Source organism: Alteromonas sp. G4i35 (genome assembly GCF_054960375.1).
Map to the genome: position 1 here is coordinate 22923 of NZ_JBHNZD010000005.1, position 20714 is coordinate 43636.

The following is a 20714-nucleotide window of genomic DNA, read 5'->3' on the forward strand; positions in this document are numbered from 1 at the left end:
AGTTGAAGTGTAGTAAGAGAGGAGAGGACAGTGTTAGTAAAGGCCTAGTTGTCGAGATAGAACTTGTCGTGGAAGGTGTACACCCAAGTAGGCTGATAAATAACTAAAAGAGTAATGGCCATGCCGTTGAGTAAAGCTTCAGGAAATACCAAAAGTGGTATAAGCAAGACGTAATTATCAAAGATGATATCCCAAGAATAGGTGCCCTCTATGTAATAGAACGCGCCAAGAGAGAGGGTTTTTAACGCAATAGATAGGGCGGCAGGGAAAAAAGCGCATACAAAAATGTACACGAAAAGCTGTCGAGGGATACGGTGAAAGGAAAGCATATAAAAAAGGTAGGTTATGCTTATGGGAAGAACTGTGCCTAGCAGAGCGTTAACTCCAAAGTTTTCCCACGTCCCATAGCCCACCGCATTTGCACCTAGCAGCGCGAAAAACGACGCTATAATGGCGTTTCTGAAGCCAAGCATTAAGGTCAAAACTGATAGGCCTAGAAAATGAACATCTAAGCCTTCAAAAATTCCAGCCTTAAACAACCAGAGAACGAAAAGCGAAGCAGCAGTTCCAAAAATGAGATGTTGCTGCTGCTTGTTACGGGCGAAGTGAGTGAAGTCAACATGTCTAATTGCGCCAAGTAGAAACGCGCCGTAAATAAACAATGTTAGCAATTGTAGTGAACTCACTTGTACTCCCTAATTAAGGCCAGAACGGTGCTAAAAAGCGCGGTCTAACCTTTATACTCGGCCCATATAGGGGCATGATCAGATGGTTTATCGATGCCTCTAAGTTCATAATCGATTCCAGCGTCATGAAGTTTCGCGTGGAGCGATTTTGTGGCCAAGATCAAATCTATGCGAAGGCCTCGATTGTCGTTGAACCCCTTCGAACGATAATCGAACCACGAAAATCTGTCGTTGGTTTCTGGATTTAGTGTGCGAAAACTGTCTTCAAAGCCCCAGTCAAGGACTCGGTTTAACCATTCGCGCTCTTCCGGTAGAAAGCTGCATTTTCCTGTTTTTAACCAACGCTTGCGGTTTTCTTCACCAATGCCGATGTCCAAATCTGTATGAGAAATGTTCACGTCGCCCATAACAATTACCTTGTCATCTGGCGTGTGGTTCTCATCTAAATAGGTCATTAGGTCTTTATAAAACTTTCGCTTAGCTGGATATTTGGTTTCGTGTTTTTCATTTTCGCCTTGAGGGAAGTAACCATTTAATATAGTCACTGGATCGCCTGCATCATCCGTGGTTTTCAATATGATCATGCGACGTTGTGCGTCTTCCTCATCAGTGGGAAAACCCATAGATACTGAAAGCGGCTCTTTTTTTGCCAGAAATGCAACGCCGTAGTGGCTTTTTTGGCCGTGAAAATAGACGTGATAACCCATGGCCTCAGCAGCTTCCACTGGAAACTGCTCGTTGTGAACCTTTATTTCCTGTAAGCCAATAATATCTGGCTGGTGGGCGTCGATAACTGCCTGAAGTTGGTGCAAGCGGGCGCGAATGCCGTTTATATTAAATGAGATTACTTTCATGCTTTTTTTGTAGTTGTTTCAAATTTGAATTGAGTTTACCAGAAACCTGACGACCGCTTAACGACGTTTTGCCATTATTGTAATGCATTCAGCCGATTGGCTAGATTAAGTTTATTTATAGCTAAGAGGGAGCTAGTGCGGTGCCACGGTTACTTTCGAGAGCGTAAAACTATTCACATCTATAGTTCACGCTCGGTTTCACGGCGCACAAGTGTTGGGTTAGTCGAGGTGTTACTTCCAAGTGATATTAAAAACTCAAACCACGTATTAGCATCTTTCACTGTGTCTGAGATAAAGCGTTCATTATCTAAACCAAGCTCGGTCAAAAGTGATTCGACCTCTTGTTTAAAGGACACCCATGATTTAGCACACCCTGACATTGCCTGATAATACTCGGTAGGAATATTTAACGCCGACGCTTCTAACCTTCTAACTATAATATTCGCGCCCATTGACGAACCTAGCCACACATAAATGGCGGCAATGGCTTGGCTGGTGGCGGTGTTAAAGTTGAAGCACGAATCCTTAGTGTTAAAGTTGAGCGTTGCAACTTCTTCATTATTACTACTACCCACAGGAGAAAGGGGGTTATACGCGTTTGGGTGGGGGGCTTTGCTAAATGCACTTGTAGGTAGTGTCGAGGATGACAACGCGCGGGTGTCATTGCTAAGTGCTAATAGAACTTCTTCTCTGTTGATCATTGATGCGACGCGGCCAATCGCTGGGTTTTGTAATACAGCCTGTTCTACTGCTTCCACGGTTGTTTGGTGAAAAACCCTCATAATCCTAAGAATGGCAAGGTAATCTTCATCATTAAACACGCTGTCTTTATGGTACATCGAAAAGGGAAACGTGTTTTCCAAAATGGCGTGGTTTGCATGGGTGTCTTGCTTAAGGGCTGTAAATAGATTGCGCATGAGTTAAAGATCTTTGCGTTGCAGTTTTTTAGCGTTTGATAGTGTGTTTTAACTTTATCACGGGTGCCTTTGTAACGGGAATTAAATCGTAAATACATTGCACACTTCATATATAGGACGGTTAACGTGGGTGTTGCTGCTAGGTTGTCTGTAGGGGGATGAGCAATAAGCATGGCGGTCTTATTATGTATTCTTTCTTTTGGTTGAAAGCAAACGCGAGTTTTTTCGCGCATTGCATTGCACCCGTAACTGGTGAGGGTATACTTGCCGCAAAATTTGAGATAGGTGAAATTACGTGTTTCCAGATACAATTGCAGACAAGTTAAGCGATGTGGTCATTGAACAGGCGATGAAGCTTAATGCAGAAGACCGACAGGAGCTTGTTGTAAGCTACATTGCAAAAGCAAACGAAATTTGGATGATTCAAGGCAGCGAAGGTTTCGTTATGTTCGAAGGTGGTGAAAGCGTTCAACTCCCTGTATTCCCGCATCGAGATTTGGCTCAGAAGTTCGTAGATATTAATGAAATTGAAGGTCAGTGTGTAAATGTAGCACTTGATGAGTTTACGCAAACTTGGTTACCCGGCCTTACTAAAAACGGCGTTGAGCTCGTTATGTTCCCTACAACAAGTGATGTTGAAAATTTAGTGATGACTGCCGAAGACTTAGCGGCTGAACTCAGCGAAAGCTAAGATTATGAGTTCGGACGAAGCTTTACTTCCTCTGGCTTCATCTTTAGCTGACGCGAAAGGATGGGATGCCTTTACCCGTACGCTTATGCTTGCGGGTAAATCGCTTGAGCCGCTTTCGCTAGACAAACGCACTGAAAAAACGGAAGTGGAAGGGTGCGAAAGCCCAGTGTGGTTAGCGTATTCAGAAGAGCAAGACAGCTTAATGGCTTACTCGCCAAGTAAAGTTATCCGCGGCGTGCTGGCGGTACTGTTGGAAAAAGCTAACGCGTTAACGGCACAACAGCGCAGTGAATTTGACTTTGAACAATACTTGTCTCGCTGTCAGTTGGAACGCTATTTAAGCCAATCTCGCGGAAATGGTATTAAGTCAGTGATATCAAAATTAAAGGGTATCTAGTCGCTAAATGGGCAGCTAGCCTCTATTTATTCTTCGCTTCTATCCACTGACTCATATATTTACTTGCAGTAAGTGTCTGATGCCAAAGTAAGCCTTGCATAAATAATCCACTTCTATGCGTTTGAAGCGTCTGTTTTAATGTAACTACCTTTTCAACTAAGGGCATGTCTGGCTGTTTGCTTTCAAATGCGTTAAGTACAGTTTTCGTCAAGTTGCTTGCCGCTTCCCACTTTGTCTTATCGTTGTAAAGGTCCACAGCTTGAGTTACATACTCTTCAATAGTCTCTGAGGCTGCCGTATCTGTACTGCAGATTGCGCCGGGCCAAATGGCTGATTGGTCAGATTCACTTTCTTTCGTGATATTTCCTAAACTGCTCGTGACTTTCGGTACAATACCTTCTGCGCCTATCCACGTAGTTATGCTTGGGGTAGCGCAGCGCATTGCATCGAGTAGTTTACCTTTGATGCCTGCACCAAATCGCAAAGGGGCAATCAGCACTTTTGCGCTAATCATTACTGATTCCACACTTTCAGCCCAACCTTTTACCAAGAAACCTTGTTTCACATTGTGAAGTTGCGTGGCCTTTTTAGGGGGATAAGCACCATAAATATGTAATTCAGCTTTCGGTAAAGACTTGCGTATTGCAGGCCAAACACTTTGTTTCAACTGCAGCACCGCATCCCAATTAGGCTCATGACGAAAGTTGCCAATGTGAACAAAGTGCTCTCGCTGTTCAAACGGTAATCCAGGCGATATGGGTTTTCCAACGACTAGAGGGTGGTATTGCAGTTGTCGCCTAGGGACTCCGTAGTACTCTGTTAATAAATCGATTTCATTTTCTGAAATTACTAACGTAAGGTCGCTTCGAAGTACCGCAGCAATTTCACGTTGTGCAAGCTCGTTATTTAGTTGAGCAAGGCTAGCGTCTCCACACTGCTTTACCGCTTGATGCCTTGCCTGACGCAGGCTGTGTAAATCTTCAGTATTCAACACGCGAAGTGCGTTAGGACACGCTTCTCGCACACGCCATGAAAATTGCTCTTCAGTCATATAACGATCGAAAATAACCACGTCTGGTTTTATATGTTCTATCAAACTATTAAATGAGCTGCAGTTAAGTGCGACAGGGTGTATCTCCACGCCCATGGCAGCAAGATCAGCTTTATGTTCGCTATCTGTGGCGGCAGTTAAAAAAGACACGTTGAAATTGGCTGATAAGCAGCTTTCGATTATAGAAAGCATATTTTGGCCAGCGGCCGAGGAGTTTGGCTCAGGCCACACGTAGCCAATAACTGCAATATTTAACATGGAATGAAATACAACTTTTGCTTCAAGAATTTAGCCCAAATAGGCACATTAAATATAGAGTAGATGCTACCATAAAACTTATTGAGTCATTACCAAAAGCTATCGTTCCTTAGAAATTCTAATTCTTATAGGTAATTACCCTAAGTTTTTCTGTGTATTAGAATTATTAGTATGTAAAAAAAGGTGAAACGCTATAATACGCACCTCTAAAAGACATGATGAAAACAGAGCGGCGCGTTGTCTCAGCGACGTAGCTTGAAAGTTTTGCGGTTGGCAAAAATATCAGAGTTTCACATTAACTATTGAATAGCGCGGTATTAAGGTTTTTGTAATTTGGGGTTAACTTTCTGATTAGTAAAGAAATCATACTTTTTTACTAGTTGATATTTATTGACCAACTACATTTTTGTGCCTATACCTTAATGGACAAAAGGCGAATGGAGGTGCCTTGAACGCTACATTGATAAAGGCGGCATTAAAGAGAGTGCACGAATGAATTTAGATGAACTAGTTTCGAAAGCGGAAAGCCTCTTTGTTTTACCGGACTCGGTAACACGACTTAAAGCTTGTATGGACGATGAAGCTTCAAGCATTGACGACATCGGCGATATTATTGCGTTTGACCCGTCACTGGCAACTCAACTGTTAAGAGTAGCTAACTCTGCGCTCTACCGTTTCCCCAACAAGATAGATACAGTAACCAGGGCGATTCAAGTGGTGGGTACCCGCTCCACCTACGATTTGGCGCTGGCCTATGGCGTTAGCCAAGCTTTCAGTGATGTGGATGGACAGCGAATCGATCTCGATAAGTTTTGGGAACAAAGTGTGTCGTGCGGCCTTCTAGCCAAGTATTTCGCTGATATGCGCAATATTCGTGAACCAGAGCGACTTTTTGTTGCTGGCCTATTGCACAATATAGGCGAGCTTGTAACGGTCTCTGTGTTACCAGAATCTGCAACTCGCTGTCAGGCATTCAATACTAGAGTAAGTCCTGCAGAGCTTCAGTTTGGCGTGTTAGGTTTTACGTACGCGGATTTATCAGCAAGGTTGATTGAAAAATGGGGGATCCCAAGCTCTATCTACACACCTATTGCTAATATTCATAAAGGCGAAGAGTCGGCGAGTTCAATAGATGAGAAAATTCTCCAGCTTTCTTACGTGCTGGCGCTCGATAATGTAAACCCTGAAATATACCCCAGCTACCATAACTTGAAACCAGAACTGCATGAGGCGTTGTCGCTTAATCGCGAGGATTTGGAAGACGCGCTAGATATAACCAACCTGCAGTGTATTTCGGTTATTTCCCTGTTTAACCCTAACGCGTTTATGTTGTACTAGTTTAAAGACTGTAATGCCTGTCCTTAAAGCCGTAGCGATTAATCAAAAATCGCTACGGTTTGCCTGCTAATGGCAATCACTTCGTTGTCTTTGTCCCAAATGGTTGCTTCAGTATGTCCGTAACCGTCAGCCGCTTGTCTGGTGTGTGCTTTGTAAGCGAACCAATCTGTTGGGCTCACCGGCTTATGTGGATGGATAAATTCTAAGTTCCAGCTTACCGTGCTGGCTGGTGCGGGCAACTTCATCATTTGTAAAAGCGTGGGCGGCCAAGCATCAATCATGGTAATGATATGCGCATCAGTAATCGCTTCAGGAGCTTGTTTAAAACGCATAAACCCATGGTAATGGCTGATTTTTCTGCGCGTAAAAGGAATGCCGCCATCTTCAATTGCTAAATCAAAGTAGCGTAAAAATTTGGGCGTAACTTTAGGAATTTGCGGGATAAACTTTGCCTTATTAGGCTGCGGCATGTCGTGCTTTTCTGTATTTTCAACACAGATACCTGAGTCTCGAGCAATGCCAAAACACGCTTGTGAAAAAACACAGCTCTTGCCGTCTTGAGTTGCATGAGCAGTGAATTGAGAAACATTCTTACCCGTTCTAAGTAGGGTTACTTCAATAGAAAAAGGTGCTTCAAGAGATAGGGGACCAACAAAGTTGGTAGTAAAGGAGCGCAGCACGCGGTTATCAGTGACTTGCTGCTTTACTGCGGTATAAAGCATGCCTGCAGAAATTCCCCCGAACGCAGTTCGTCCTTGGCCCCACGTCTTAGGAATGACTAGCCCATCAACTTTCCATGTGTTCTCTGAAGTTTGAACTAATTGAGGAATATTGAGCAATTCATCTACTGTCATATTTGTTTATCTGGTCTGATGAGTTAAGTGTCTGTCATCGTACCTTAAGCGCTATAGAACGAAAAGCCTCAGTTAGAAATTTTCGTTATGTTAACAAATAAGTAACAATTAGTTGTTTATTTTTTTGCCTAGTGCTTAGACTGAGCTATTGTCACTCGAAAGGACTGTTATGGCCCATACTCATGTTGAAGGTATTCCCACTGCAGAAGCGGGAACATCTAGAAGTTACCGGAACTATGTTCTATTTATATTAACCTTGGTGTATGCCTTTAATTTTATAGACAGACAAATTATTGGGATCTTATCTCCTTTTATTAAAGCCGACTTGGGTTTAGATGACGCCCAACTTGGCTGGCTTAAAGGCATATATTTTGCGCTACTTTACACGGTTATGGGGATTCCAATTGCGTGGCTTGCCGACAGGTACAGCCGCGTCAATATCATCGCCATTTCGTTAACACTGTGGAGTGGTTTTACCGCTGCATCGGGGTTGGCCGCCAATTACATGCAATTGGCTATCGCACGCATTGGTGTGGGGATAGGTGAGGCGGGTGGTAGCCCTCCTTCTCACAGTATCATTTCCGACCTTTTCCCTAAAGAAAAGCGCGCTGGCGCATTAGCTATATACTCATTGGGCATTCCTTTTGGCGTAATGCTAGCGTTTTTTGCTTCTGCGTTCTTTTTACAAGGCGGTTCTGCTGACTGGCGTACTGTAATGTATAGCGTGGGTATTCCAGGGGTGTTACTCGCTATTTTACTTAAGCTTACGGTTAAGGAGCCCGCGAGAACGGTCTCGTTACCAAGTGCAGATGACGCAAATAAGCCAAGTGTAAAGTCGTCGCTCAAGATGCTTCTGAAAATTCCAACGTGGTGGGGAATGGCACTGGGTATTTCCTTTGGCTCTTTTGGTAACTATGCCATATCAACCTGGGTCATTGACTATTATGTACGCGCATTCGCGGGCTTAGACATTACACATTTGCTAATTGTCTTTGGAATTATCAACGGCACCGCTTATGCACTAGGCGTCTGGCTGGGAGGTTATATTGCTGACAGGTGGGGCAAGCACAACAAAAAAGCTTACGCGCTGTTACCTGCCATTGCTCTGATAATTGGTGTTCCAGCATTTTATGCGTCTTTGCAAGTGCAAGATTTGTGGACGTCAGTTGCACTCATGGCGCTGTTGCTTTTTACTAGTGGCTCTTACTTAGGCCCAAGTTTCGCGATGGCACAGACGCTTGCTCCTATAAACGTTAGAGCAATGTCAACTGCGCTATTCTTCTTTGTTTTGAACATCATTGCTCTGGGCGGTGGTCCTACACTTACTGGTATTATTAGCCAAGCACTAGTACCTTCTTTAGGCGAAACAGAGGCATTAAGACAAGCACTCATCTACCTTGTTGTTCCTTACGCGCTTTCAATCGCCGTATTTTTATGGACAAGCACCAAGATTGTAAAAGACTGGGAAATGGCAGAAGCCAGAGGCTTATAGTATTATCAATCTTCCATGCTAAGGGGCTGATTTAAAGCCCCTTTGTTGTTTCAGTGTAAAGGAGTGTATCGGTGTCGCCTTCAGAGTTGAGTTTTCATTTTGCCCATGCAAACGGATTTCCTGCCGGTAGTTATAACGCGATGTTTTCGGCATTACCGAGCCATTTTAATCGCCTGCATGTAGAACGCTTCGGACACGACCCTCAGCTTCCCGTAAACGGTAACTGGCGCAATCAAGTTCAAGAGCTCATCAAGCACATAAAAAAAGAGAATAAGGACCCACGAGGCGTGTTTGGCATTGGGCATTCGTTTGGTGCAGTCATCACCTATATGGCGGCATGCGAAGCGCCAGAGCTTTTCAGAGGCATTATTTTATTTGATCCTCCGCTCGTAGTTGGCCCTTTGAGTTACTTTTTTAAATTTGCGAAACATACGCCTTTAATTAATAAGTTAACACCAGCTAAACTGGCCCAAACGCGCAATACCAGTTGGCCGAGCAATACAGATATGGTGGCGTACTTTCACGGCAAAGCATTGTTTAGAGATATGGATAAACGATGCGTGCGCGATTATGTAAAGTCTGTCACAGCGCTAAATGGAGACAACATTTCACTGACATTTCGAGCTGATGTAGAAGCTGATTTATTTCGCAACGTTCCCCATAATTTGGCTAAGTATAAAGGGAAGCTCAAATGCCCGGCTGTATTGGCCACAGGGAGCAAGAGTAAGGTATGTAAGCCAGAAATGTACTCACGCCTTATGAAGCATAATGCTATTGAACACTGTGTGCTCGACGGTGGGCACATGTTTCCGCTAGAGCATCCTGAACAGGTTGCAAGCTTTATTGAGCGTACGTTAACGCAGTGGAATAATGAGGCAAATTAGGGCTTGTTGATTGATGGTGTGATTATTTTGGTCTAAACGTAAGCCTTTGAATTGCGAAACAATCCTTTGAGCATAGTAGGCTAAGTTAAAGGGCTAATTTAAAGAGCTGAGATTGATTTAAACGTTTTTACGCTAAAATCAATCTCGCCATTACGATACGAATAATGAGTTAGTCGTGTTTACCCGGCTTACTTAGTCCGCCAACGGGCTGACCTAACATTTCTCGCGTAACCAGCACCACGCCTTTTTCTGACACGCGGAATCCTCGGGCTTTGTCTTGCTCGTGATCGTAACCAATTGTGGTACCTTCAGGAATGACACACCCACGGTCGATAATCACCTTTTTCAACTTACAATGGCGTTTAATTTCTACATCGGGAAGAATAACAGCGTCTTCAATAAGTCCGTAGGAATGTACGCGTACATTGGAAAAACAAATAGACGAGCGAAGCGTAGAGCCTGAAATAATACAGCCTCCAGAAACCACTGAGTTAATCGCTTCACCACGTCTGTCGTGGTCTTCCCAAACAAATTTTGCTGGTGGAAGTTGTTCTTGGTATGTCCATATGGGCCATTTTCTATCGTATAGGTTCAACTGAGGTACAGGAGCAACCATTTCCATATTGGCTTCCCAAAATGAATCGATAGTACCAACATCGCGCCAATAGGCGTTATCTCCGCCGCTTTTCTCAAATGGATAGGCATATACAGGGTGATCAGCGATGATTGATGGGATAATGTCTTTACCAAAGTCGCGCTGCGAGCCCATGTTTTCGGCATCAACACGTAATTGCTCGAAAAGAAATTCAGTATCAAACACATAGTTGCCCATAGACGCTAGACAACGAGTTGGGTCGTTAGGCAGTGGAGTAGGGTTAGCGGGCTTTTCTTCAAACCCGTTAATACGGTAGTTTTCATCGACTGACATTACACCAAACGCACCCGCAGCTTCTTGTAGTGGCACAGACATGCATGACACTGTCATTTTTGCACCAGACTCTTTGTGCTTAGCCAACATATCACCGTAGTCCATACGATAGATATGATCGCCTGAAAGGATCATGACATATTTTGGTAGCTCATCACGAATGATATCAATGTTTTGGAAAACCGCGTCAGCCGTCCCTTCGTACCAACTGTCAGAAAAACGCTGAGAAGCGGGGAGGATTTCAACAGATTCGCCGAGTTCTTTTTTAAAATGACCCCAACCTCTGACGAGATGACGAATGAGTGAATGGGACTTATATTGAGTAACCACGCCTATTCGTCGAATGCCTGAATTAACACAATTTGAAAGCGGAAAATCAATTATTCTAAATTTACCGCCGAAATAAAGTGCCGGTTTGGCTCGCCAATTTGTGAGCTCGTGTAGTCTAGAACCTTTACCACCCGCGAGAATTAGCGCATACGTATCGCGAGTAAGGTTACTGATGTAACGAGAACTTTGATCTGCCATTTCCTATAAACTCCTGTAAAAAAGCGACTACTGTGTATCGAAAGAAATATAAAAAGAAAACGAAGTGTTGCGATTGACTGCGCTATGCATGATAGACCCGTTGAACAGGTTTTCTTGATGACCTAAACCCATATTACACAAGATAATTTATAATAACAGCGGGATTTCATCGCTTTGTGATGAATTGGTAAATTATTTTAAATTTATGTGAGATTGCAATGATTTACTGCTAGAGAGGCATCGGCTTTACGCTTCAGCTATTCTCTATAAGAAAGACATGCTCTCAAGCTTTACTCAGGGGTTTTTAAGTACGAAAGAGACGCTTGAGTAAACCCCTTAGCAAGGTGCCCAATGCACTTATGAAAGTTTCACTAAACAGACATTTTTCAAAAACACTTTTTGATAGCATTCTGGAAAGTTGCTTTACTACTTATTGAGTTTGCGTTGTGCATAAGCTGGTCAGGTAACTTACAAAATGTGCCCGTTGCCTACGGCTAGTTGATAAAAGCCTTCAGCAAAGCAAGCTAAGCCAATGTGCAGTGCCATAACGCTAGTGCCATAACGCTAAAGTGTCTTGCTAAAAATGTTATCAATTTCCGTGAACATGATGGGATGGTTGGCTATCTAACGTCAATGCTACGATCGAAAGCGAAAGAACTTTAAGTGACAAATGTTAATTAAATGTTATATTTGAGTGGTCAATTTGATTATGGAGTCGCAGATGGGAGCATTGAAAAAACTTTTAATGGTTGTTGGTGTCGTTATTGTACTATTTATAGTGGCAAGCTTTTTTATTCCAAAAGACTACAGCGTTGAAAGAACAATTACTATTGATGCACAGCCATCAGAAATATATCCCTTCATCGTCGATTTAAAAGAGTGGAAAAAATGGGGAGTATGGTTTAAGCGCGACCCCAACATGAAACTTGACTACTCAGGACCTGATAGAGCAATCGGTATGCGTTCTGAATGGTTAAGTGAGACCGAGGGAAATGGCGAAATGGAGATCACGCAATTAGAGCACAATAAACGAGTTGCTTATCGTTTATATTTTCCCGATTTCGATATGGGCTCGTCGGGTGTTGTAGAAATAGAATCCACAACAAACGGGTCTGTTGTAACTTGGCGAGATGAAGGGGCGGTAGACAATAACCCCATTAACAAATATTTTGCTTTGATGATGGACAGCATGATCGGTCCTGATTTTGAGATGGGACTAGAAAACCTTAAAACGCTTGTTGAAAATGGTGGATAGCGCACAAACTTTTCCGATCTGATCAAATGAAAGCACCGTAAAAAGCTCAATAAATTGCGGTGCTTCAATCGTCTATGAAACAAAAAAAACTACTTATTGCAGGCTTGTCGCTAAATAAGCTTGCTGACCTTTTAATCTCAGCAAAAACAACGTTAACAGCACTTCTCGTAAGTGTAGGTGCTCCGGTTTGGATGATAGGTTGGTTAGTACCTATAAGAGAGTCGGGCGCACTTCTTCCTCAAGTACTTATTAGTATTTATTTAAGAAAGCATGCACAGCGGCACATCGTTTGGCGCATCGGCATGATCACACAAGTTTTTTCAGTGGTTGGCATGCTACTTTCGGTCATTTTATTTTCTGGCTTCATAGCGGGAATACTAGTTCTTGCCTCGCTGGTTTTATTGAGCCTTGGACGCTCTGCTTGTTCGTTAACAGTAAAAGATATGGAGGCCGATGTAGCCAAAAAAGGGGAGCGAGGTAACTTAATCGGAGTCGCCTCTACGGTTTCCGGTGTGGTTACACTTGTCATCGCTATACCACTTGTAATTTATGACGGTGCTCTCACTTCTAATATCCTGTTAGTTGTACTGTGCGCGAGTATGCTGGCGTTTATTTTAACCTTGATATGCGTATGGCCAATCAAGACAAGGGTGGAAGTAGAAAGTAGTTCAGAGAATACGTTTAGCATAAATTTCGACACCACTATATACAAATTCATTTTTGTTAGAGGGTTATTTGTACACTCTGCATTGGTAGCCCCTTATTTTATGATTGAAAGAAATGGAGACGTAAAAGAGCTATTACCTATTTATATTGGCGCAGAGGCGACTGCTGCACTACTTTCATCAATTATTTGGGGCAAGATCGCTGATAAAAGCGCAAAGCTAACGCTTCGATTGTCGGGCTTGTTAGCACTAGGCGCTTGTGTTGGCCTATTGTTTTGGCAAACACCCTCAATCGTTACCTCAGCGCTTTTATTTTTCGTATTATCTGTGGCCCACGCTGGTGTGAGAACGGGCAGAAAAACTTACAGCTTAGATGTTAAAGAGGGGCATGACAGAACCGAACTTGTAGGCTTTTCTAATACGGCTATCGGGATAATTTTATTAGCATTTGGAGCGCTTTATGCTCCTTTGGCGCCTGCTTTATCGTTTTCGGTTGTATATATTATGGCGGGTATGCTTCTGCTGGCCGTAGCGACTACCGTTATTTTGCCTGACGAAAAGTGACCGGGGTAATCTCCAAATAAACCAAGGCTGGCGTTTTCTTAGCTATTCGCGTTCTATTGGTGCACTGTTCAATAAAAGAGGGTAGATGCGTTCACATCTACCCATTCCGTCAATTATTATTTGGCCAGTAGGGCGTTCGCAGCCTTTGATACTGGAGGGCGCCCTAAAACGTCAGAGATGTACGCAGAGGCCACTAGTAATTTCTCCATGTTGATACCTGTGGTAATCCCCATGCCGTCTAACATATATAGCACATCTTCCGTAGCAACATTGCCACTTGCTCCTTTGGCATACGGGCAGCCTCCAAGTCCAGCAACAGCCGAATCAATGGTTGAAATGCCATATCCAAGGGCAGTGTATAAGTTCACCAGCGCTTGTCCATAAGTGTCATGGAAATGGGCGGCAACTTTGCTGACATCAATTTCTTTTAAGACGTCATCTAATAGCAGTTTTGTAGACATTGGTGTGCCTACGCCGATAGTATCGCCCAAGGATACTTCGTAACACCCCATGTCCAACAGCTCTTTACTTACTCGGGTTACGGCTTCAGGTGCGATATCACCTTCATAGGGGCAACCCATCACGCAAGACACATAGCCTCTAACTTTGATATTGCTTTTATTGGCCATGTCAAACACAGCTTCAAAGCGCTTCAAGCTTTCACTTATAGAGCAATTGATGTTCTTTTGTGAAAAAGATTCAGAGGCTGCGCCAAATACTGCAACCTCCTTCACACCCGCTTCTATAGCTGCTTCCAAACCCTTAAGGTTAGGGGTCAACGCAGAATAGTGTATGTTTTTATTTGGGTTGAGCGCCTTAAAAACCTCATCAGAGTTCGCCATTTGTGGCACCCACTTGGGTGACACAAAGCTACCGGCTTCTATTCGCTGAACCCCAGTATTTGAAAGGAGGTTAATCAGCTCGATTTTCTGCGCAGCACTTAACGCCTGTTTTTCATTTTGAAGACCGTCTCGCGGACCAACTTCAACGATACTTACTTCTTGTGGAAACATTACATTAGACCTCTGAAGTCTCTTTCGCTGAAAATGCTAAAAGTATGGCGCCACCGTCAACTAATTCACCGGGATTGAAAAAGAACTCTTCCACTGAACCATCGTGCGGTGCAATGATACTGTGCTCCATTTTCATCGCTTCCATAACCAATATGGGCTCGCCTTTTTTGACCTGTACTCCTTTCTCGACCAAATGCGCCACTATGGTTCCGTTCATCGGAGCACTGAAATTAGCGTCGCCACTATCATCGTTATCATCACCAAGAGACGCTGAGATTACGCTGAACTTAGCATGGGTATCTTTGTTGAAGAGTGTGAACACACCATCATTGTCTGAAAACGAAAATGTCGACTTATACCCATCAATTGTTGCTTGCAAAGTGCTATCAACAAGGTTGCCGTCTACTTTATAAGTTTTTTCGCCTATAGTTAGTTCCCAGGCATGTTCCGCTGAGAGGTGCTTAACCTCAACATGCACTTCGTCTTGGTTGGAAAGCAATGTAAGAGTTTCTGTATGATTTGCGTTAGCGCGCCATGCACCTGCAGTTGACCACACAGATGGGGTCTTATTACTTGTGGAAACTTTTCTATTTAAAAGAGAAAGTAATGCCATCGCAGGAAGGCTAGCTTGGATTTCATCGCTAGCTGTATCCTCACTTATCGCGCTAAACAACGAATCATGGTGTTTCTCTACAAATGTAGTTGTTAGCTCAGCAGTAACAAATGCTGGGTGGGTAGCGACACGCTTTAAGAAGTCGATATTTGTGCTTACACCGTCAATATAGTAGTCACCCAATGCACTAATTAGGCGCTTGAGCGCTATCTCACGGTTCTCTCCCCAAACCACAAGCTTGGCAATCATAGGGTCGTAAAAAACGCTTACCTCATCACCTTCAACAACGCCTGTATCAACGCGAACTACGTCGTTTTCTTTTGGCGTGCGTAAAAGGCACAGTGTGCCGGTAGAAGGTAGAAACTCGTTGTTTGGATCTTCGGCATAAATGCGCGCTTCGAATGCGTGGCCTGTTAAGGTGAGTTCATTTTGTTGTTTAGGAAGGGGCTTTCCTTCGGCAATAGTTAATTGCCAGTGAACCAAGTCCTCACGGGTGATCATTTCCGTCACAGGATGTTCTACTTGCAAGCGTGTATTCATTTCCATGAAGTAAAACGAATCGTCTTCATCAAGTAAAAACTCAACCGTTCCCGCACCTACATAGTTAATGGCTTTCGCCGCGAGTATAGCCGCTTCACCCATTTTTTCTCTCACTGACTGAGACATATTGGGGGCAGGGGCTTCTTCAATAATCTTTTGGTGTCGGCGTTGAACCGAACAGTCACGTTCAAAAAGGTATACGCCGTTACCATGGGTGTCACAGAAAACTTGAATTTCAACGTGACGAGGACGCGTCAGGTACTTTTCAACCAGCATGTGGTCGTCACCAAAGCTCGCCATAGATTCACGTTTGGCTGCGTTTAATGCTTGAGAAAACTCTTTTTCACTCCACACTTGGCGCATGCCCTTACCGCCACCGCCAGCAGCGGCTTTTAATAGCACAGGGTAGCCCATTTCATCGGCAGCACCTTTTAATACCGCTTCACTTTGATCGTCGCCGTGATAGCCCGGGACCAAAGGAACACCTGCTTTTTCCATAATGTGTTTGGCGGCAGACTTAGACCCCATCGCTTCAATTGCAGATGCTGGTGGTCCTACGAAGATAATATTGTTTTTGGCGCATAGATTCGCAAACTCAGCATTTTCTGAGAGAAAGCCATAGCCTGGGTGAATAGCGTCTACACCAAGCTGCTTCGCTTTCTCAATGATCAACTCGCCTCGTAGATAACTTTCCTTCGATGGAGATGGCCCCAGATAAACAGCTTCATCAGCCATTTGTACATGAAGGGCATTTTTGTCGGCGTCAGAGTAGACGGCGACCGTCTTTATACCTTGAGCGTTGGCTGTCTTTATAACGCGGCATGCTATTTCACCACGGTTTGCAATTAGTAATTTATTTATCATTCTTAACCTCCGCCCATGAAGCACTGCGCTTTTCTAAAAAGGCTGACAGACCTTCTTGACCTTCTTCAGATGTCCTAACTTGTGCGATAAGTTTGCTCGTCTTTGTGAGAAGGGCATCGTTAATTTCTTGCGTAGACACCCATTGCACTAAGTCTTTTGCTTTCGCCACTGCTTGGGGGCCGTTTTTCAGTATGTTAGATAAAATGGCGTCAATAGTGCTATCGAGTTCGTCTTCTGTTACTGATTCGCTTAAAAGTCCAAGTCGTCTTGCTCTACGCGCAGAAAATACTTCAGCGGTCTGGAAGTAGCGTCGGCATACTCGTGCGCCCATTGCTTCTACCACATAAGGGCTGATAGTTGCTGGAATAAGGCCAATTTTAACTTCACTTAAGCAAAATTTACTGAGCTTGCTTCCAATAGCAATATCGCAGCATGCAATTAAACCAACAGCACCGCCAAAAGCTGCGCCTTGTACTCTTGCTATTGTGGGCTTCGGCATTTTATAAAGCGTCTGCAGCATGGTTGCTAATGCAAGTGCATCACTTTCATTTTGCGCTTCGGTATAACTGGCCATTTTCTTCATCCAGTTAAGATCGGCCCCTGCACTGAAACTTTTGCCTTCCGCTCGTAAAATTAGCGCGCGAACGTTTGCGTCTTCCCCCGCTTTTTTAAAAACGCGAGTAAGCTCGTTTATCATTTCGTCGTCAAAGGCATTATGTTTTTCAGCTCTGTTTAAAGTAACAGTGGCAATGTTTCTTTCATCTACGCTGTAAATAACTGATTGTTCCATTACCTGCACTCCTACATTCTAAATATGCCAAATTGGGTGTCTTCGATAGGCTTGTTAAGTGTCGCTGAAAGCGATAGGCCAAGCACTAATCGAGTATCTGCAGGGTCAATAACACCATCATCCCAAAGCCTTGCAGACGCATAGTATGGATGCCCTTGTTTTTCGTAAGTGTCGATGACAGGTTGTTTAAATGCTTTTTCTTCTTCTTGCGACCATGACTCGCCTGAGCGCTCTTTTTGGTCGCGCTTAACCTGAGCGAGAACGCCAGCAGCTTGTTCACCACCCATTACAGAGATTCGAGCGTTTGGCCACATGAAAAGGAAGCGTGGGTCATAGGCTCTGCCGCACATGCCGTAGTTACCTGCACCGAAACTGCCGCCGATAAGGACTGTGAGCTTTGGTACATTCGCACATGCTACAGCGGTTACCATTTTTGCACCGTGTTTTGCGATACCGCCGTGCTCGTATTGCTTACCGACCATAAAGCCTGTGATGTTTTGCAAAAATACGAGAGGGATTTTTCGCATGGCGCATAGTTCGACAAAATGCGCACCTTTGAGCGCGCTTTCACCGAAAAGTATGCCGTTGTTAGCCACAATGCCTACAGGGAAACCGAAAATGCGCGCAAAACCACAAACCAAGGTTGTGCCGTAAAGCGGTTTGAATTCATCAAAATCTGAATCATCCACAATACGCGCAATGATTTCTCTTACATCGTATGTCTGACGACTATCAGCAGGCACAATGCCGTATATTTCTTTGGTGTCGTAGCGTGGAGGTTTTACCTCGGCCACTTCCAGGCATTCTGGCTTCTTTCTGTTTAGTCTGGAGACAGCATTACGCGCTAGTGAGAGGGCGTGGTGGTCGTTGTTAGCGAGATGGTCGGCAACACCCGAAATTCGAGTATGAACGTCACCACCGCCAAGCTCTTCTGCGGTAACTACTTCACCTGTTGCAGCTTTAACAAGCGGTGGGCCGCCTAGAAAAATAGTCGCTTGTTCTTTAACGATAATGCTTTCATCAGCCATGGCGGGAACATAAGCACCACCGGCTGTACAGGAACCCATTACTACCGCAATTTGAGGGATATTCTTAGCAGACATATTCGCTTGATTAAAAAAGATGCGACCAAAGTGCTCTCTGTCTGGGAATACGTCATCTTGACGGGGCAAGTTAGCGCCACCTGAATCTACTAAGTAAATACAAGGTAGGTTATTTTGCTCTGCGATGGTCTGAGCGCGAAGGTGCTTTTTCACAGTAAGAGGGTAGTACGTCCCACCTTTCACAGTGGCGTCATTAGCTACAATCATACACTCGATGCCAGCAACAATACCTATACCGGCAACTACCCCAGCACAAGGTACATAGTCTTCATACACTTCCCACGCGGCCAGTTGGCCTATTTCCAGAAAGGGAGTGTCTGGGTCAATCAGTGCGTTGATTCGATCGCGAGGTAGAAGTTTTCCTCGAGATACGTGGCGCTCAGCTGCTTTTTCACCGCCACCTTGGCAAATTTGTTCGATTTTTTCGAGGAGATCATTTACCTGAGCCTGCATGTGTTCGGCATTTGCGATAAATGTTTCAGATTTCGTATTTATATTTGAGCGAAGAACGGGCATAACCCCTCCTTGTGTTGGGCATAGGCGACGGCTGTCGCGTTAACCACTAGTTAGCAAGACACCCATGCTGAGCGGGTTCGCTGAGATGGGTGTCTTTGTAATTCATTAGCCTGTTACTAGTTCAGCTTTCGTAAATCTACGTAATACGGTCTAGGGTGGAGGTCTTGCATAGTTCTGTAAAAACACGAGCTTCTGATTTTTCGTGTCTTAAAAGACGCTGCTTTCCACCCTCAAACCCACATTATTTAGATTCGTTAAATAGCTCGCGGCCTATAAGCATGCGGCGAATTTCAGACGTTCCCGCGCCAATTTCATAAAGCTTGGCATCACGTAATAAGCGTCCCGTCGGGTATTCGTTAATGTAGCCATTACCGCCAAGCAGCTGAATAGCATCCAGCGCCATTTTGGTTGCTAGTTCCGCTGAATAAAGGATAGCGCCAGCCGCATCTTTTCGCGTTGTTTCACCGCGATCGCATGATTGTGCAACAGTGTATACATACGCCCGTGCAGCATTCATTTGGGTATACATGTCAGCTACTTTGCCTTGTACTAGCTGAAATTGACCAATTGATTGGCCAAACTGCTGACGGTCGTGAATGTAAGGTACTACGATATCCATGCACGATTGCATAATGCCTAGCGGGCCACCTGACAAAACAAGGCGCTCATAATCTAGGCCGCTCATAAGTACGCGAACGCCTTCGCCTTCTTTGCCAAGAATGTTCTCAGCTGGTACTTCGCAATCTTCGAATACTAATTCACAGGTATTAGAAGAGCGCATACCAAGTTTGTCGAGTTTCTGTGCGCGGCTAAAGCCAGGGAAGTCGCGTTCTACGATAAACGCTGTGATCCCTCGTGGACCCGCGTTAGGGTCGGTCTTCGCGTAGATAACAAAGGTATGTGCATCAGGACCGTTTGTGATCCACATCTTATTGCCGTTTAGGATGTATTTGTCGCCGCGTTTTTCAGCTTTCAACTTCATACTAACAACGTCCGAACCTGCATTGGGCTCGCTCATTGCCAGTGCACCAATGTGTTCACCGCTTACTAACTTAGGCAGGTACTTTTCACGCTGGGCATCGTTACCGTTTTTGAAGATCTGGTTAACACAAAGATTCGAATGTGCGCCATAGCTCAAACCGATACCACCTGATGCACGGCTAACTTCTTCCATCGCGATAGTATGCGCAAGGTAGCCCATATCAGAGCCACCGTATTGCTCTGAAACAGTAACGCCTAATAGGCCCATATCGCCAAGTTTTTTCCACAATTGGTTCGGGAATTGGTTATCTGCGTCTGCTTGTTCAGCTAGAGGAGCAATCTCATTTTGTGCAAATTGATAGACCTGATCACGTAACATCTCGATGTCTTCGCCAAGTCCAAAATTTAAAGTAGGGTAGGAGGTGTTCATGCGATATTTCCTCGTTTGAGTTCTGCGAGTTCTTCACGGCAACGTGCTTCAACATCATCCAGTTCAGTCATTAACATCTGGATATCTTCTAGCTGCTGTTTAAGCACCGCTCTTTTTTGTTCAGTCATTTCAAGCATGGCTTCTAACTGAATAGCCGAATTGGGGTTAGTGTCGTACATGTCGAACAGTGTTTTGACTTCAGCAAGGGAAAATCCAAGTCGTTTTCCTCGCAAGATTAGCTTTAAGCGCACTCTATCTTTGTTCAGATAAACGCGATTCTGTCCCGTTCTTGACGGTGACATTAGGCCTTGTTCTTCGTAAAAACGAATTGAACGAGGAGTAATGTCAAACTCTCGAGCGAGTTCGCCTATTGCATATGTTGTTTCGTCGTCGTACTTGCTCATTACACGTACCTTGTATTTCAGCGCTGTTTAACACCCTAGTTTTAACGTGGGTGTCTTTGTAATTAAATTCTCAGTAGTAGGTTGTGTGTTATTGCAAT

The 20714-nt window shown here is 44.2% G+C and carries 19 protein-coding genes; 7 read left to right on the plus strand and 12 right to left on the minus strand.

The features are described 5' to 3' along the window. Positions 1 to 44: 44 nt before the first annotated feature. The 3 genes from ACFI6L_RS03980 to ACFI6L_RS03990 form a co-directional block, all read right to left on the minus strand. Entirely contained in the window at positions 45 to 686 is a 642-nt protein-coding gene (locus ACFI6L_RS03980) for an energy-coupling factor ABC transporter permease (RefSeq protein WP_014998080.1), read from the minus strand. 44 nt (positions 687 to 730) lie between these two features. After that, complete coding sequence (xthA, locus tag ACFI6L_RS03985) at positions 731 to 1540, minus strand: exodeoxyribonuclease III (protein ID WP_462573456.1); 810 nt, start codon at positions 1538 to 1540, stop codon at positions 731 to 733. A 179-nt stretch (positions 1541 to 1719) separates the two neighbouring features. After that, the gene (locus ACFI6L_RS03990) at positions 1720 to 2457 is read right to left on the minus strand and encodes a heme oxygenase-like domain-containing protein (RefSeq protein ID WP_462573457.1); all 738 of its coding nucleotides are present in this window, start codon (positions 2455 to 2457) and stop codon (positions 1720 to 1722) included. Positions 2458 to 2752: 295 nt separating this feature from the next. On the opposite strand from ACFI6L_RS03990, the gene ACFI6L_RS03995 reads away from it, so the two are divergent. Then, positions 2753 to 3148: a DUF2750 domain-containing protein gene (locus tag ACFI6L_RS03995; protein WP_462573458.1), complete on the plus strand. Its 396-nt coding sequence runs from the start codon at positions 2753 to 2755 to the stop codon at positions 3146 to 3148. A 4-nt stretch (positions 3149 to 3152) separates the two neighbouring features. Then, positions 3153 to 3545: a SufE family protein gene (locus ACFI6L_RS04000; RefSeq protein WP_462573459.1), complete on the plus strand. Its 393-nt coding sequence runs from the start codon at positions 3153 to 3155 to the stop codon at positions 3543 to 3545. 22 nt (positions 3546 to 3567) lie between these two features. Here the strand turns inward: ACFI6L_RS04000 and ACFI6L_RS04005 are convergent, their stop codons facing one another. Beyond that, positions 3568 to 4854 carry a glycosyltransferase family 4 protein gene (locus ACFI6L_RS04005; protein WP_462573460.1) on the minus strand — a complete coding sequence of 429 codons (1287 nt, stop codon included), beginning with the start codon at positions 4852 to 4854 and terminating at the stop codon, positions 3568 to 3570. Positions 4855 to 5346: 492 nt separating this feature from the next. Between ACFI6L_RS04005 and ACFI6L_RS04010 the strand changes: the two genes are divergently transcribed. After that, complete coding sequence (locus tag ACFI6L_RS04010; protein ID WP_370245233.1) at positions 5347 to 6192, plus strand: HDOD domain-containing protein; 846 nt, start codon at positions 5347 to 5349, stop codon at positions 6190 to 6192. 38 nt (positions 6193 to 6230) lie between these two features. Here the strand turns inward: ACFI6L_RS04010 and ACFI6L_RS04015 are convergent, their stop codons facing one another. Further along, complete coding sequence (locus ACFI6L_RS04015; protein WP_462573461.1) at positions 6231 to 7046, minus strand: acyl-CoA thioesterase; 816 nt, start codon at positions 7044 to 7046, stop codon at positions 6231 to 6233. Between the two features lie 169 nt (positions 7047 to 7215). Between ACFI6L_RS04015 and ACFI6L_RS04020 the strand changes: the two genes are divergently transcribed. Continuing rightward, entirely contained in the window at positions 7216 to 8538 is a 1323-nt protein-coding gene (locus ACFI6L_RS04020; RefSeq protein WP_462573462.1) for a spinster family MFS transporter, read from the plus strand. 71 nt (positions 8539 to 8609) lie between these two features. After that, a complete protein-coding gene (locus ACFI6L_RS04025) occupies positions 8610 to 9422 on the plus strand; it encodes an alpha/beta fold hydrolase (protein ID WP_421713092.1) in 813 nt (270 codons plus the stop codon). A gap of 169 nt (positions 9423 to 9591) precedes the next feature. On the opposite strand, the gene glgC is transcribed toward ACFI6L_RS04025, so the two are convergent. Continuing rightward, entirely contained in the window at positions 9592 to 10878 is a 1287-nt protein-coding gene (gene glgC, locus ACFI6L_RS04030) for a glucose-1-phosphate adenylyltransferase (protein ID WP_014998090.1), read from the minus strand. Positions 10879 to 11599: 721 nt separating this feature from the next. On the opposite strand from glgC, the gene ACFI6L_RS04035 reads away from it, so the two are divergent. Both ACFI6L_RS04035 and ACFI6L_RS04040 read left to right on the plus strand, forming a co-directional pair. Next, positions 11600 to 12133 carry an SRPBCC family protein gene (locus ACFI6L_RS04035; RefSeq protein ID WP_462573463.1) on the plus strand — a complete coding sequence of 178 codons (534 nt, stop codon included), beginning with the start codon at positions 11600 to 11602 and terminating at the stop codon, positions 12131 to 12133. Between the two features lie 74 nt (positions 12134 to 12207). Next, the gene (locus ACFI6L_RS04040) at positions 12208 to 13362 is read left to right on the plus strand and encodes an MFS transporter (RefSeq protein WP_462573464.1); all 1155 of its coding nucleotides are present in this window, start codon (positions 12208 to 12210) and stop codon (positions 13360 to 13362) included. A gap of 116 nt (positions 13363 to 13478) precedes the next feature. Here the strand turns inward: ACFI6L_RS04040 and ACFI6L_RS04045 are convergent, their stop codons facing one another. From ACFI6L_RS04045 to ACFI6L_RS04070, 6 genes are all read right to left on the minus strand, one after another. After that, complete coding sequence (locus tag ACFI6L_RS04045) at positions 13479 to 14375, minus strand: hydroxymethylglutaryl-CoA lyase (RefSeq protein ID WP_462573465.1); 897 nt, start codon at positions 14373 to 14375, stop codon at positions 13479 to 13481. A 4-nt stretch (positions 14376 to 14379) separates the two neighbouring features. Further along, on the minus strand, positions 14380 to 16392 hold the full coding sequence (locus ACFI6L_RS04050) for an acetyl/propionyl/methylcrotonyl-CoA carboxylase subunit alpha (protein WP_462573466.1): 2013 nt from the start codon (positions 16390 to 16392) through the stop codon (positions 14380 to 14382). Next, on the minus strand, positions 16382 to 17182 hold the full coding sequence (locus tag ACFI6L_RS04055; RefSeq protein ID WP_462573467.1) for an enoyl-CoA hydratase/isomerase family protein: 801 nt from the start codon (positions 17180 to 17182) through the stop codon (positions 16382 to 16384). Before ACFI6L_RS04055 ends, ACFI6L_RS04050 begins: the two co-directional genes overlap by 11 nt. Before the next feature lie 11 nt (positions 17183 to 17193). Then, positions 17194 to 18801: a carboxyl transferase domain-containing protein gene (locus ACFI6L_RS04060; RefSeq protein ID WP_462573468.1), complete on the minus strand. Its 1608-nt coding sequence runs from the start codon at positions 18799 to 18801 to the stop codon at positions 17194 to 17196. Between the two features lie 241 nt (positions 18802 to 19042). Continuing rightward, positions 19043 to 20212: an isovaleryl-CoA dehydrogenase gene (locus ACFI6L_RS04065; RefSeq protein ID WP_014998097.1), complete on the minus strand. Its 1170-nt coding sequence runs from the start codon at positions 20210 to 20212 to the stop codon at positions 19043 to 19045. Beyond that, entirely contained in the window at positions 20209 to 20616 is a 408-nt protein-coding gene (locus ACFI6L_RS04070; RefSeq protein WP_014949161.1) for a MerR family transcriptional regulator, read from the minus strand. The genes ACFI6L_RS04065 and ACFI6L_RS04070 overlap by 4 nt, the downstream gene beginning before the upstream one ends. Between the last annotated feature and the right edge of the window lie 98 nt (positions 20617 to 20714).

What these genes read in the sequence shown, in the direction of transcription:
- ACFI6L_RS04000 (WP_462573459.1), top strand. Translation starts at nt 3,153, where the DNA reads ATGAGTTCGGACGAAGCTTTACTTCCTCTGGCTTCATCTTTAGCTGAC.
- ACFI6L_RS04070 (WP_014949161.1), bottom strand. Translation starts at nt 20,616, where the DNA reads ATGAGCAAGTACGACGACGAAACAACATATGCAATAGGCGAACTCGCT.
- ACFI6L_RS04040 (WP_462573464.1), top strand. Translation starts at nt 12,208, where the DNA reads ATGAAACAAAAAAAACTACTTATTGCAGGCTTGTCGCTAAATAAGCTT.
- ACFI6L_RS04020 (WP_462573462.1), top strand. Translation starts at nt 7,216, where the DNA reads ATGGCCCATACTCATGTTGAAGGTATTCCCACTGCAGAAGCGGGAACA.
- ACFI6L_RS04005 (WP_462573460.1), bottom strand. Translation starts at nt 4,854, where the DNA reads ATGTTAAATATTGCAGTTATTGGCTACGTGTGGCCTGAGCCAAACTCC.
- ACFI6L_RS04015 (WP_462573461.1), bottom strand. Translation starts at nt 7,046, where the DNA reads ATGACAGTAGATGAATTGCTCAATATTCCTCAATTAGTTCAAACTTCA.
- ACFI6L_RS04065 (WP_014998097.1), bottom strand. Translation starts at nt 20,212, where the DNA reads ATGAACACCTCCTACCCTACTTTAAATTTTGGACTTGGCGAAGACATC.
- ACFI6L_RS03990 (WP_462573457.1), bottom strand. Translation starts at nt 2,457, where the DNA reads ATGCGCAATCTATTTACAGCCCTTAAGCAAGACACCCATGCAAACCAC.
- glgC (WP_014998090.1), bottom strand. Translation starts at nt 10,878, where the DNA reads ATGGCAGATCAAAGTTCTCGTTACATCAGTAACCTTACTCGCGATACG.
- ACFI6L_RS04050 (WP_462573466.1), bottom strand. Translation starts at nt 16,392, where the DNA reads ATGATAAATAAATTACTAATTGCAAACCGTGGTGAAATAGCATGCCGC.
- ACFI6L_RS04010 (WP_370245233.1), top strand. Translation starts at nt 5,347, where the DNA reads ATGAATTTAGATGAACTAGTTTCGAAAGCGGAAAGCCTCTTTGTTTTA.
- xthA (WP_462573456.1), bottom strand. Translation starts at nt 1,540, where the DNA reads ATGAAAGTAATCTCATTTAATATAAACGGCATTCGCGCCCGCTTGCAC.
- ACFI6L_RS04035 (WP_462573463.1), top strand. Translation starts at nt 11,600, where the DNA reads ATGGGAGCATTGAAAAAACTTTTAATGGTTGTTGGTGTCGTTATTGTA.
- ACFI6L_RS04055 (WP_462573467.1), bottom strand. Translation starts at nt 17,182, where the DNA reads ATGGAACAATCAGTTATTTACAGCGTAGATGAAAGAAACATTGCCACT.
- ACFI6L_RS04060 (WP_462573468.1), bottom strand. Translation starts at nt 18,801, where the DNA reads ATGCCCGTTCTTCGCTCAAATATAAATACGAAATCTGAAACATTTATC.
- ACFI6L_RS04045 (WP_462573465.1), bottom strand. Translation starts at nt 14,375, where the DNA reads ATGTTTCCACAAGAAGTAAGTATCGTTGAAGTTGGTCCGCGAGACGGT.